At 64.9% G+C, this 12,429-nt stretch carries 12 protein-coding genes; 4 read left to right on the forward strand and 8 right to left on the reverse strand.

Annotated elements, in window-relative coordinates; genetic code table 11:
• The first annotated feature begins 59 nt into the window (after positions 1-59).
• The gene (locus AC628_RS43105) at positions 60-287 is read left to right on the forward strand and encodes a hypothetical protein (protein WP_143201764.1); all 228 of its coding nucleotides are present in this window, start codon (positions 60-62) and stop codon (positions 285-287) included.
• Here the strand turns inward: AC628_RS43105 and AC628_RS23790 are convergent.
• Positions 284-1,135, reverse strand: a complete 852-nt coding sequence (locus tag AC628_RS23790; protein WP_074129133.1) for an SMP-30/gluconolactonase/LRE family protein — start codon at positions 1,133-1,135, stop codon at positions 284-286. The two genes, AC628_RS43105 and AC628_RS23790, sit on opposite strands and share 4 nt — an antisense overlap.
• A gap of 37 nt (positions 1,136-1,172) precedes the next feature.
• The gene (locus tag AC628_RS23795) at positions 1,173-2,273 is read right to left on the reverse strand and encodes a helix-turn-helix transcriptional regulator (RefSeq protein ID WP_245321287.1); all 1,101 of its coding nucleotides are present in this window, start codon (positions 2,271-2,273) and stop codon (positions 1,173-1,175) included.
• Between the two features lie 223 nt (positions 2,274-2,496).
• Here AC628_RS23795 and AC628_RS23800 point away from each other — a divergent pair, with 223 nt between their 5' ends.
• The 3 genes from AC628_RS23800 (at position 2,497) to AC628_RS23810 (ending at position 6,924) form a co-directional block, all read left to right on the forward strand.
• Positions 2,497-3,810 carry a YadA-like family protein gene (locus AC628_RS23800; RefSeq protein WP_083633107.1) on the forward strand — a complete coding sequence of 438 codons (1,314 nt, stop codon included), beginning with the start codon at positions 2,497-2,499 and terminating at the stop codon, positions 3,808-3,810.
• The gene (locus AC628_RS44830; protein ID WP_074129136.1) at positions 3,804-4,463 is read left to right on the forward strand and encodes a hypothetical protein; all 660 of its coding nucleotides are present in this window, start codon (positions 3,804-3,806) and stop codon (positions 4,461-4,463) included. Before AC628_RS23800 ends, AC628_RS44830 begins: the two co-directional genes overlap by 7 nt.
• Before the next feature lie 217 nt (positions 4,464-4,680).
• On the forward strand, positions 4,681-6,924 hold the full coding sequence (locus AC628_RS23810) for a lytic transglycosylase domain-containing protein (protein ID WP_074129137.1): 2,244 nt from the start codon (positions 4,681-4,683) through the stop codon (positions 6,922-6,924).
• A 178-nt stretch (positions 6,925-7,102) separates the two neighbouring features.
• On the opposite strand, the gene AC628_RS23815 is transcribed toward AC628_RS23810, so the two are convergent.
• The 6 genes from AC628_RS23815 to AC628_RS23835 all read right to left on the reverse strand — a co-directional run.
• Positions 7,103-8,071, reverse strand: coding sequence for a tripartite tricarboxylate transporter substrate binding protein BugD (locus AC628_RS23815; protein WP_074129138.1), 969 nt, complete (start codon positions 8,069-8,071; stop codon positions 7,103-7,105).
• Between the two features lie 78 nt (positions 8,072-8,149).
• Entirely contained in the window at positions 8,150-9,391 is a 1,242-nt protein-coding gene (locus AC628_RS23820; protein ID WP_074129139.1) for a threonine synthase, read from the reverse strand.
• A 164-nt stretch (positions 9,392-9,555) separates the two neighbouring features.
• Positions 9,556-10,977: a dihydrolipoyl dehydrogenase gene (gene lpdA, locus AC628_RS23825; RefSeq protein ID WP_074129140.1), complete on the reverse strand. Its 1,422-nt coding sequence runs from the start codon at positions 10,975-10,977 to the stop codon at positions 9,556-9,558.
• A 17-nt stretch (positions 10,978-10,994) separates the two neighbouring features.
• Positions 10,995-11,237: a hypothetical protein gene (locus AC628_RS23830; RefSeq protein WP_074129141.1), complete on the reverse strand. Its 243-nt coding sequence runs from the start codon at positions 11,235-11,237 to the stop codon at positions 10,995-10,997.
• Positions 11,238-11,414 (reverse strand): hypothetical protein, encoded by a 177-nt coding sequence (locus AC628_RS44175; RefSeq protein WP_168193434.1) that lies wholly within the window; start codon positions 11,412-11,414, stop codon positions 11,238-11,240.
• A gap of 12 nt (positions 11,415-11,426) precedes the next feature.
• Positions 11,427-12,429: 2-oxo acid dehydrogenase subunit E2 (locus AC628_RS23835; protein WP_074129151.1), on the reverse strand; the 1,003-nt coding region annotated here is incomplete at its 5' end.

Genomic DNA, 12,429 nt, shown 5'->3' on the forward strand with positions numbered 1-12,429 from the left:
CGGCATTCTCCGGGAATACCCAATATGAACGAAACAAGAACGAAACTCAAGACCGCAACATGCGGTCGCTGGTGCTGGAACCAGGGCGACGCAGCGCGATTGGCTCCTTAATGAAACTGGCCAAGGCTATTCGCAAGCAGGCGCAGACCGCGGAACGGGTCGCATCCGCGACGGCGGATGCCATTGTCGCCGATGAGATGCGCTCCCTTGCGCGCGCCTTCAGGAGCCAGGCCGAGGTCCTGAAGAAGAAAGAGAAGAAAAAGAAGAAACCGTCTCGCCCTGGCTAGGGATAGCCGTCTCCCGGCGCCGCGACCTCGACCACATCGATCCGTGACACCGATTTGCCCTTCCGTAGCTCCTCGTAGGACGTCTCCGCGCTGAGGCAGAACAACGTCCTGCGGTCGGCGCCGCCGAGTGCACAGGCGAGCGCGCGGCGGCCCCGGAGTTCAATGCGCTCGAGCTCCGCGCCGTTGCGGCCGATCCGGACAAAGGCGTCCTCCGTGAACGAGGCCACCCAAACCGCCCCGTCGCGATCGAGGCAGATGCCGTCGGGATCGTTGACGCGACCGAACCGCCCGCGGAGGCTCAACCAGCCGTCCGCGCCGATGTCGTAATCGGCAAGACCAGCGCCATCCATTTCCGCGACGACGAGCCGGCGGTGGTCGGAGGAGACGGCGATGCCGTTGGGAAACCGCAAGCCGTCGGCGACGACGCGGGCGCTGCCGTCGGGCATCACCAGGATGATCCGGCCGACGGCGCCGCGCCCCTCCGGCGGCGGTAGATCGAAGCCGAGATCGCCGACATAGGCGCGCCCCAGTCCGTCGATGATCATGTCGTCGATCGTGCCGGTGGCCACCTTGGAGAGGTCAGCATACAGCGACAGCGCCCCACCTGAGAACCGCAGCAGCTGCTTCTTGAACATCGTCAGCACGACGATGTCGCCATCAGGCAGCACGCCGAGACCGCAGGGTGTGTCGTCGGTCACCGCCGCGTGCTCCTGTCGTTCACCCGACGGGCTGATGCTGAGCAGCGTGCGCGCCATGCAGTCGACGAACCAGAGCCGTCCTTGATGCCAGCGCGGGCCTTCGAAATAGCGACCGCCATCGAGGATGGTTGTTGCCGCACTTCGATTCATGAGTCTTCCCCGTTCAGAACCTGATCCCGGCGGCCGATCACTGCGGCGGTTCGTATCCGGCGAGCAACCTTACCAGCTCACTCTGTCGCGATGTGCCGGTCTTGCGGAACACATTGTGAAGATGCGTCTTCACCGTCGCCTCCGTCAATCCCAGCAACTCGGCGAGCGCGCACACGCCGCTCGCCTTCATCATGGCATCGAGCAGGCGAACCTCGCTCGCGGTGAGCTTGTAGAGCTTTGCCAGGGCCTCGAGCGGTGGCGGCGACGCCGGCGAGCTCCTGCGGACGAACACGGCGGCGATCGCGGAATGAACCGCTGCGCTACGTTGACGGTCGCCCGACGTCAGTGGCAGCACATGCGCAAACCATCGGCCATGCGGATCCGGCAGCAACGGGATTGCCTGCGCCCGATCGCCTTGCATACTGTCGTCAACCTCGGCCGCCCCGAACAGATATCGAAGCCGCCTGTCGGCGTCCGCGTCCGTCGCGGCCAGCCCGCCGTTGCGCTCGCGGAGCAGCGTCTTCTCCGCCAACACCGATCGGCCGGCGTCGTTGGCAAAGACGATCCTTCCGCCGGTGCCGACAAGGAACACAGCGGAGTCGATCGTCTCGAGCGTTTCCGTGAGGACGGCGCTGGACGCCCTCGCCGTGTCGAACAACCTGGCGATCGAAACCGCCCGCTGGAAGTGTGGCACCACCAATGCGAACTTGCGCTGTACTTCGGCATCGGCGAAGCCGTCCTGATCATGCAGACGGACCGAGACGATCGAAGAATTGGTCGCTCCCTTTTCGAGGTTTGCCCCGAGGGCGTCGATCATCCTCTGCGGCTTCATCCATTCGTCATAGAAGCGGGTCTCAACCATCTCGTCGAACGGGACCATATCGTTGGATCGGTACACCTCGCCGACATCGAAGAATGCCGCCGCTGGAAAGCAGGGATTGAGCGACAAATACGTCTCTAGATACAGCTTGGTGTAGTGCGCCTCTTCGTTGAACAGATGGAGCACCGCCGTGCGCTCGGTGGCGGTATCATGCCAGAACAGGGCTCCCGAGGAACCGCCAACGAACAGGCAGGCCCTCTCAAGAGCACGCGGCCAGAGGCCGGGATCCAATGAGGCGTCGTAGATGATGCCGATCACCTCTGAAAGAACTGCGGCTTCAGACGTCACGGCGTGGCTCTTATGACTTTCAAAACAAGCATGCGGGCATTCGCGCCTTCAAGTGGCTTATAGCGCGACGACGAAGACGGTTGCGAGTCCATTTGCGCAGCAGCCCTTGCATTGTTCGGTGCAGCACAGCCCCGCAACCGTAGCGTGTCGACGATAGGTGCAATCAGGCAACACCTGGCAGGCGAATCCGTAGATGCGATCCGATTTCAATCGAACGGTTGATGCGTCATCTGCAGTCCGTCTCCACCATGAAGCGCACAAGCTTGGTCGGAATGGGACGATGGCATTCATAAGACAGAAAAATATTGCGCGCAGAATGGCGAACAGGGAATCATCAAAGACGATGACGGCGATAGCCGCCACGACAATGCTATGTGCGGCCAGTGTGATGGTGGGGTCACGTCCCGCCCATGCGATCCATGCGGTCTGCTCTTTCGTGGATGGAGGCGAGCAAGACGTCCTCGTCGTCCAGGGCGACGACTGCTCTAGTCCATTCGATCCGTTTTTTGGCGGACCGCTGGCTCTCATAGATCCCGTTCACGCGGTGAAAGATGTGACGGTCGACGGCACCACCACACTGGGCGGCGCGAGCAACATCAACGGTAACAGCACGTTCGCGGCCGGCTCGACGGCCACTTTCAACGGTGCCGCGGTGTTTAACGGCGGAGTGAAGCTGGCCAGCACGCTGAGCACGTCGGGCATCAGCAACACGGGCAACATCTCCACCGACACCCTGAGCACGACCGGGCTCGCCACGCTCAACTCACTCAGCGTAACCAACAACGCCAGCATCGGTGGCACTCTCAACGTGGCCGGACTTGCGACCTTCAATGGCGTCGTCAATCACGGCAACATCGCGACCGATACGCTGACGGCCACCACGTTGATCGCGGCACCGCTCGTCAATGCGACGACCTTGAACGCGACGACGGTGAACGCAACCACGGTAGCCGCGACCACCGTCAATGCAACCGACATCAACGCAACCAACGTCAAGGCGACAACGGTCGCAGCCACGACGGTGAATGCATCGACCGTCAATGCGACCATGTCAAATATCGGCACGGCCAACGTGACCAGCGCCCTGCAAGTCGCCAGTGGCGCCGCCGTCAACATGGGCGGCAACAGGGTCCAGAATGTCGCGGCGCCGATCAGCGGAAGCGATGCAGCGAACAAGAGCTATGTCGATGCCAGCGTCGCCTCGCTTGGCGGACAGGTCGAACAGGCGCTGAGCGGCGTCAATACGCGGCTCGATGATATTGCGAGCCGCACCACCAAGGCCACCGCCGGCGTCGCGATGGCGTTTGCGATGGCCGGCGTCCCGACCGTGCTGCCGACCGAGCGCGTTGCCTTCACGATGAACTATGGCAACTTCCAGGGCCAGAACGGCGTTGCCATCAACGGGGCGGTTCGGCTCAACGACAACTTCCAGCTCACCGGCGGCGTCGGCTATTCGACCGCGCAAAGCCTTGTGGGTGCACGTGCCGGCCTGCGCGTCGGATGGTGAGGCTCGGTACGGTCTGGCCGGTCGCGGGCGTCGCCGCGCTTGGCACGGGGCTGGTGGTGGCTGCGATGATGCCAACCGGTACCATCGCCCAGCCAGATCCGCCTGCTCCGGCTCCTACGCAACAGGCGGCGCCGATCAAGCCAGCGCCGGACATGGCTTCCGCTGAGCGCACGCCGGCCAAGGTCCAGGTGCCGCTCGATCAGGCGCTGCTGCTGGTGCGCGCGACACTGCTGACGCTGAATGATGCCAACCGCTCCGGCAACTACGGTGTCCTGCGTGACCTCGCGTCACAGGATTTCCAGGCCCGTAACAGCTCCGCCGATCTGGCGCTGGTCTTCGCCGAAATGCGGCGAAGCAATTTGAGCCTGTTCAGCGTGATGCTGCTGTCTCCGCAGCTCGCTGCTGCGCCGGAGATCGACGCCGAGGGGCGCCTGCGCATCTCCGGCTACGTGCCGACCAGTCCACAGCAGGTCAAATTCGATCTCGCCTACGAGTCCTCGTCGCGGCAGTGGAAGCTGCTCAACATCAATATCTCGACCACCCCCGCGCAGACGGCAAAGGCCGCCGACCAGGAACAGAAGCCGCAGGCGCCAAACCCAAAAGCTGTGTCACGACAGGTGGTGACACCGAAAGTTGCGCCCGCGAAGCCCTGATCGATAGGCCCGGGCCCGGAACCGTTCCTTCGGGATTGCCCGCAAACCCCGGTTCCCGCGGGTTCCGCGCGTTACATTCCAGATTTCGCCGTGTTTCCCTGTTGAGTTGCGACAGCATTAACACTCGAGAATCGAGGGTAGTGATAATCTGCGGCGGTTGTGCCGCCGTATGAAGCGTTCTGTTTGTGCCTCGTGGTTTCTCAGGGGGGACCAGAGAATGAACCGGTGCCTACGTCCGCTGGCGTGTTTCGCCACAGCCGCCGCGCTCGCGCTCCTTCCAGTCCAGGCGACCGCCAAGCCGCATCACCAGCATCAGGCCAAGAGCGGCCACGGCGACAAGAAGGCGCATGGCGCCAAGACCAGCACCAAGGCTGCGCGCGAGAGCGGCTCCGGCAAGCGCCGGCACGCCAGGCACGGCGCCGACAAGCACAAATCCGCGAAAGCCAAATCCGTTCCATCCAAATCCACCGAGACCACCAAGGCGCCGGAGCCGGAGAAGCCTACCGGACCGCAATTGTCGGGCGATCTCGCCAATGTCAGGGACGCGATCCTCGCTGCGCGCAGAGGCAAGACCAGCGACGCGACCGATATCCAGGCCAAGATCACCGACCCGGGCGGGCGGAAGCTCGTCGAGTGGTACCTGCTGCGCCATTCGGAGTCGAATGCGCCGTTCAGCCGCTATGCGGCATTCGTCTCGGCCAACCCGGATTGGCCGAGCGTCACGCTGCTCCGCAAACGGGCTGAAGCGCGGATGTGGCAGGAGCGCAGCGATCCGGCCACGGTGCACGGCTTCACCCTCGACCAGCCGATCAGCGCCAAGGGCAAGTTCGCGCTCGCCCGCACGCTGCTCACCGAGGGCGACCGCGACGGCGCCACGCAGCTGGTGCGCGAGGCCTGGCGTTCGGAAGAGCTACTCGACCGTACCGAGAGCGACGCCTACGACGCATTCAAGGATCTGCTGACGCGCGACGACCATCGCGCACGCATGGACAAGCGGATCGGCGCCAAGGATCTCGCCGGCGCCAGGCGCGCGGCGCAGCACCTCGGCAGCGATGAGCTCGCGATCGTGAAGGCTTGCGGCGCGGTCCGCGGGCAATCCAGCAAGGCAGAGGACGCGCTCAACGACGTGCCGGCCGATGCCCGCAGCGACCTCGGCTACACGCTGTGCCGCATCCAGTGGCTGCTCGCGAAGAACAGGATCGATGATGCGGCGCGCGTGACGATCGCGGCAGCGCCCGAGACGATGGCGCAGCAGGACACCGACCAATGGTGGCGCGAGCGCCGCATCCTCTCCCGCAAGCTGCTCGACCAGGGCGAGTACCAGACGGCCTATGACGTGATCCGGGGAGCGGCGGCGCCGGACAATCCCTACTACCGCTCCGACATGCACTTCATGTGCGGCTGGATCGCGCTGCGCTATCTCGATGATGCCAAGACCGCGGCGGCGCATTTCGCCCACATCGACGAAGGCCAGACCAACCCGACCGTGCTGGCGCGCGCCGCCTATTGGCGCGGCCGCGCTGCCGAGGCGCTCGGCAACTCCGCGGCGATGCGCGCCGACTACCAGGCCGCCGCACGTTATCCGACCGCCTATTACGGTCAGCTCGCGTTGGCCAAGCTCGGCCGCGACGGTGGCGTCGAGCTCCACGCACCCTCGCCGGCCGCCAGCGCCGGCAGCATGGCGGCCGACGAACGCGTTCGTGCCGCCGACATGCTCTATGCGATCGGCGAGCCCGACATCGTGCTCTACTTCGCAGCCGACCTTGCCGAGGAAAGCACTGACGTCGGCATGCTCGAAGCGCTCGGCGAGCTCACCGGCCGCCACAACGATGCCCGCGCCATGCTGCAGATCGGCAAGATCGCGCTCGCGCGGGGCTTTGCCTTCGACCATTACGCCTTCCCGGTCATCGGCATCCCCAAGCACACCCCGATCGCGCCCGATATCGGACGCAGCATGACCTACTCGATCGCGCGCACCGAGAGCGCATTCGATCAGCGCGACAAGTCGGCGGCCAACGCCGTCGGCCTGATGCAGGTGACGCCCGAAGCCGGCCGCGACACCGCCAAGCGTTTCGGCGTCAGCTACGACTGGAGCAGGATGGTGTCCGATCCGGTCTACAACACCCAGATGGGCGCGGCCGAATTGAGTGCGCTGCTGGCGGAATATCGCGGCTGCCACATCATGACGTTTGCCGGCTACAACGCCGGCCGCGGCCGCGTCCGCGACTGGATCAAGGCCTATGGCGACCCGCGCGATCCCAAGATCGATCCGGTCGACTGGGTGGAGCGGATTCCGATCTCGGAGACGCGCAACTACGTGCAGCGCGTGATGGAGAATTTCGCGGTCTATCAGGCGCGGTTCGAGGACGCCGGCACGGCAGTGGCGGCAAAGAGCGGCGAGCGCGTCGTGACGCAGGAGACCAACGCGGCACCGGCGGGCGCAACAGTCCCGTCGCAGTAGATGCTGTCGTCCCGGCCTGGTGCGCAATTGCGCACAGGGGCCGGGACCTATAACCACCGCGCTTGATTGTGATCGGGAACGTGGCCCCAGCGTCGCGCCGCAACCAACATTTAGCGTAGTGGGTCCCGGCCCCCGTGGGTAATTGCGCACTAGACTAGGCCGGGACGACGTTGCGTCTTCACTCCACCTTCACATTGGCGGCCTTGATCATCGGCCACCACTTCGCGATTTCCGCCTTCTGCCAAGCGCCGAGTGCATCCGGCTTCAGCTGGTCCTGCGGCGGCATCTGCAAGCCGAGATTTTCGAGCTGCTTCTTCACGGCGGGATCACGCAGCGCCTGAACCGCGGCCGTGTTGAGCTTGGCCACGATCTCCTTCGGCGTGCCCTTCGGCACCCAGAGACCGGACCACAGCGTCATGTGGAAGCCCGGCAGGCCGGCCTCATCGACCGTCGGGACTTCGGGCGCATTCGCGACCCGCTTGGAATCGGTGACGGCATAGGCGCGGATGTTGCCGGCACGGACCTGGTTGATCGAGTTCGAGGTCTGATCGACGATGATGTCGATCTGGCCGGCGACGAGGTCGTTCAGCGCCGGCCCGGTGCCGCGATAGGGCACGTATTGCAGCTTGATGCCGGAGACATTTTCGAAATAGAGCCCTGCGATATGGCTGCCGCTGCCGGCGCCGGCGGTGCCTGCGGTCGGCGGCGCCGGCCGCGACTTCAGCCACTCCAGCAGCTCCTTCAGCGATTTCGCCGGCACGGCGTTCTTGCTGACGATGATCATCGGATTGCTCGGCAGCAGCACCACCGGCTCGAGATCCTCGACGAGGTCGTAGCCGAGCTTGTAGATCGCGCCGTTTGCGACGTGGGTGCCGAGATGGCCGAACGAGACGGTGTAGCCGTCCGGCGCCGCGCGCACCGCGCGGCCGACGCCGATCGAACCGCCCGCTCCGGTCACGTTCTCGATCAGGACCACCTCACCGAGCGACTGCTTCATCCGTTCGGCGAGGATGCGCGCCATGGCATCCGACGGCCCGCCGGCGGCGAACGGCACAACGATGGTGATCGGGTGCGCGGGCCAGGTTTCCGCTGCGGCGGTTCCCGCGAACGCCAACATCGCCAACACGGCCAGAACCAGCTTCCGCATCACGCTCTCCCTCAATCTTCCTTTTCGCATCATTTTTGAAGGGCCATCTTTCGACAAGATGGCCCTTCGGATGAGGCTTCAGAACTGCGAGAAGTCGATCGGCTTGTGCCGGTCGAGCGCGCGGGTCACCGGCGGCAGCGGGTATTTCAAGCCGCTGGCGCAATTGAACAACATCACGCGGTCGGTCTTGCTGACGCGGCCGTCGGCAAGGCTCTCCTTGTAGGCAGCATAGGTCGCAGCGCCCTCGGGGCACAGCAGGAGACCTTCCGCACGTGCGACCTCGTTGAGCGCGGCGCTGATCTTGTCGTCATCGACCGCGATCGCAAACCCCTTGCTCTCGCGCACCGCGCGCAGGATGAGGAAGTCGCCGATCGCTTGCGGCACGCGGATGCCGGAAGCGATGGTGTGGGCGTCCTCCCAGCGCGCCGCGTGCTCGGTGCCGGCCTCGTAAGCGCGCACCATCGGCGCGCAGCCGGAGGCCTGCACCGCGACCATGCGCGGACGCTTCGAGCCGATGAAACCGATCTTCTCGAGCTCGTCGAACGCCTTCCACATGCCGATCAGGCCGGTGCCGCCGCCGGTCGGATAGAAGATCACGTCGGGCACGTCCCAGCCGAGCTGCTCGGCGAGCTCGAGGCCCATCGTCTTCTTGCCCTCGATCCGGTACGGCTCCTTCAGGGTCGAGGTATCGAACCAGCCGACTTTTGCCTTGCCCTCGCCGACGATCTTGCCGCAGTCGTCGATATAACCGTTGACGCGGTAGACGGTGGCGCCCTGCAGTTCGATCTCGCTGACATTCACCTCCGGCGTATCCGCCGGGCAGAAGATCGTGGTCTTGATGCCGCAGGACGTCGCGTAGGCCGCGAGCGCCGCGCCGGCATTGCCGTTGGTCGGCATCGCCATGTGCTTGATGCCGAGCGCCTTGCCCATCGACACCGCCATCACGAGGCCGCGCGCCTTGAACGAGCCGGTCGGCAGCCGCCCCTCGTCCTTGACGATGATCTCACCGCCGCCGAGCCTGGCGCCGAGCCTCGGCAACCGGATCAGCGGCGTCGTGACTTCGCCGAGGCTGACGATGTCCTGGCATTTGCGCACCGGCAGCAGCTCGCGGTAGCGCCACAGGTCGGCCGGACGCTCGGCCAGCGCGTCCTTGGTGAGCGCCTTCTTCACCCCGGCGAGGTCGTAGCGCACCAGCAGCGGCTTGCCGGCCTTCGACAGGTTGTGCACCTGGTCGGCTGCATAATGATCGCCCTCCATCGCGCATTCGAGATGGGTTACGAAGGTCGGGCGTTCGATGGTGAGGTTGTCGTTGTCTTTCACGAGATTCTGTCCTTCTTGTTCTTCGTGATGTCTTCTCCGCCAGACCCGTCACCCTGAGGAGCGCGAAGCGCGTCTCGAAGGGCGACGAGCCCCGCTGCTCGATCCGGGCCGTGCATCCTTCGAGACGCTTGCTACGCAGGCTCCTCAGGATGACGTGACGGGAGTCAGATATTCAGCACGCGCCCGTAGGCGTCGAGCACCGCTTCCTTCATCATTTCCGACAGCGTCGGATGCGGGAACACGGTGTGCATCAATTCCTCTTCCGTGGTCTCCAGATTCATCGCCACGACATAGCCCTGGATCAGTTCGGTGACCTCGGCGCCGATCATGTGCGCGCCGAGCAGCTGCCCGGTCTTCTTGTCGAACACCACCTTGACGAGGCCCTGGTCCTCGCCGAGCGCGATCGCCTTGCCGTTGCCGACGAACGGGAAACGGCCGACGCGGATCTCGCGGCCGCCTTCCTTGGCCTTGGCTTCGGTGAGGCCGACGGAGGCGACCTGCGGGTTGCAGTAGGTGCAGCCCGGGATCATCAGCTTGTCCATCGGATGCGGATGCAGGCCCTTGATCGCCTCGATGCAGATCACGCCCTCATGCTCGGCCTTGTGCGCGAGCATCGGCGGTCCCGCGACGTCACCGATCGCGTAAATGCCGGGGACGTTGGTCTTGCCGAGGCCGTCGATCACGATGCAGCCGCGATCGGCTTTGACGCCGACCTTCTCCAGCCCGAGATTCTCGATATTGCCGACCACGCCGACCGCCGAAATCACGCGCTCGAACTCGACCGCCTGCGGCTTCTCCTTGCCGTCGTCGATGGTCGCAACCACGCTGTCGGCCTTCTTCTCAAGCTTCGTCACCTTGGTCGAGGTGAGGATCTTGATGCCCATCTTCTCGAACCGCTTGCGCGCGAGCCCTGCGATCTCCGCGTCCTCGACCGGGAGGATCTGCGGCAGCACCTCGACCACGGTGACGTCGGCGCCCATGGTGTGGAAGAACGAGGCGAACTCGATGCCGATCGCGCCGGAACCGACCACCAGCAGTGATTTCGGCATCCGCTCCGGCACCATCGCCTCGAAATAGGTCCAGATCAGCTTCTTGTCGGGCTCGAGCCCGGGCAGCACGCGCGGCCGTGCACCGGTCGCAATGATGATGTGCTTGGCCTGGTAGGTGCCCTCGCCGCTCGCGCCCTTCGGCGCTTCGACCGCGGACTTCTTCACCGTGACCTTGCCGGGCGCGTCGATCGTGGCGTCGCCCCAGATCACCGTGACCTTGTTCTTCTTCATCAGGAAGCCGACGCCGTCGTTGAGGCGCTTCGAGACGCCGCGCGAGCGCTGCACCACCGCCTTCGGATCGAAGCTGACATTGTCGGCCGACAACCCGTAATCCTTGGCGTGCTGCATGTAGTGATAGATCTCGGCGGAACGCAGCAGCGCCTTGGTCGGGATGCAGCCCCAGTTCAGGCAGATGCCGCCGAGATAGGATTTCTCCACGATCGCGGTCTTGAAGCCGAGCTGCGCGGCGCGGATCGCGGTCACGTAGCCGCCGGGGCCGGAGCCGATGATGATGACGTCAAAGGATGTGTCGGCCATGTCGGCTCCCGTTCAACTCAATTGGTGACGCCGCGGGCGCGGCTTCTTGCGATCAATGACCTGACCAGCCATTCGAGCCCGATCACCACGGCCATGATGGCCAGGGCCGTCAGCACGATCGGCCGGGCGATATTCCGCGCCAGCTGTTCGCCGGCGAAGAACGCAGAGTGCAGCAAATCGAACCCGACCGGATTGCACACCAGCACGGCTGACAGCAGCAGCGAGATCCAGGGCCAGCGCGTGCGGGCCAAGCCGGCCATTCATCGGTACTCCTGCCATACCGCACCGAGAAATATGGTCCACACCAGCGCCAGCACACCGGCGCCGATCATCATCAACCGGAACTGGAACGTCGATATCAGATCGCGGTTGACCGCGACGAGCAGCGCAACGGCGATGGCGGCGAGCAGAACGTACGGACCGAACATCGCGTACATGGCGGATGCCCGTCACACCATCATCATCACGGGATTTTCGATCAGCTGCTTGAAGGCGCCGATCAGCTCGGCGCCGAGCGCGCCGTCGATCGCACGGTGATCGCACGACAGGGTGACGCTCATCATATGCGCGATCTCGATCTTGCCGCCGCGCACGACGGGGCGCTCCTCCGAGGTGCCGACCGCGAGGATCGAGGCGTGCGGCGGGTTGATCACGGCGGTGAAGTGGTTGATGCCGTACATGCCGAGGTTGGACACCGCGGTGGTGCCGCCCTGGTATTCTTCCGGCTTCAGCTTGCGGGCGCGGGCGCGCGCGGCAAAATCCTTCATCTCGTTGGAGATGGTCGAGAGCGTCTTGGTCTCGGCCTTGCGGATGATCGGCGTGATCAGGCCGCCCGGCATCGCCACCGCGACGCCGACGTCGGAATGCTTGTGCTTGAGCATGCCGCCCTCGGTCCAGCTGACGTTGCAGTTCGGAATCTTTTGCAGCGCGACCGCCATCGCCTTGATGACGAAGTCGTTGACCGAGATCTTGTAGAGCGGCTTCTTCTCCTTGTCCTTCGGCGCGGCCGCGTTGATCTCCTCGCGCGCGGCAAGCAGCTTGCCGATGTCGCAGTCGATGGTGAGATAGAAGTGCGGAACGTTCTGCACCGAGGCGGTGAGACGCTGCGCGATGGTGCGGCGCATGCCGTCATGCGGCACGATCTCGTAGGAGCCCGGCTCGAACAGCGCCAGGATCTGCTTGTCCGACATCGACGGCGCGATGCTCGGCCCCGCCGCGGCGGGCGCGGCCGCCGGCGCCTTCAGGCCCTTGCCGGACTTGGCATCGTCGACGTCGCGCGCGATGACGCGGCCATGCGGCCCGGTGCCGGTGATGCGGGAAAGATCGATGCCGGCTTCCTTTGCCAATCGGCGCGCCAGGGGCGAAGAGAAGACGCGGGCGTGGCCATTGGCTTGCGCGGCGGGTGCCGCAGCAGGCTGCGGCGCCGGCGCAGCGGCCGGCGTCGGTGCAGGT

It is taken from the genome of Bradyrhizobium sp. NAS96.2 (assembly GCF_001908235.1).
In the GTDB taxonomy this organism is placed as follows: Bacteria; Pseudomonadota; Alphaproteobacteria; order Rhizobiales; family Xanthobacteraceae; genus Bradyrhizobium.

Coding starts and splice junctions, on each gene's coding strand:
- AC628_RS23790 (WP_074129133.1), bottom strand. CDS start 1,135: ATGAATCGAAGTGCGGCAACAACCATCCTCGATGGCGGTCGCTATTTC.
- AC628_RS23815 (WP_074129138.1), bottom strand. CDS start 8,071: ATGCGGAAGCTGGTTCTGGCCGTGTTGGCGATGTTGGCGTTCGCGGGA.
- lpdA (WP_074129140.1), bottom strand. CDS start 10,977: ATGGCCGACACATCCTTTGACGTCATCATCATCGGCTCCGGCCCCGGC.
- AC628_RS43105 (WP_143201764.1), top strand. CDS start 60: ATGCGGTCGCTGGTGCTGGAACCAGGGCGACGCAGCGCGATTGGCTCC.
- AC628_RS44830 (WP_074129136.1), top strand. CDS start 3,804: ATGGTGAGGCTCGGTACGGTCTGGCCGGTCGCGGGCGTCGCCGCGCTT.
- AC628_RS44175 (WP_168193434.1), bottom strand. CDS start 11,414: ATGTACGCGATGTTCGGTCCGTACGTTCTGCTCGCCGCCATCGCCGTT.
- AC628_RS23810 (WP_074129137.1), top strand. CDS start 4,681: ATGAACCGGTGCCTACGTCCGCTGGCGTGTTTCGCCACAGCCGCCGCG.
- AC628_RS23830 (WP_074129141.1), bottom strand. CDS start 11,237: ATGGCCGGCTTGGCCCGCACGCGCTGGCCCTGGATCTCGCTGCTGCTG.
- AC628_RS23800 (WP_083633107.1), top strand. CDS start 2,497: ATGCGATCCGATTTCAATCGAACGGTTGATGCGTCATCTGCAGTCCGT.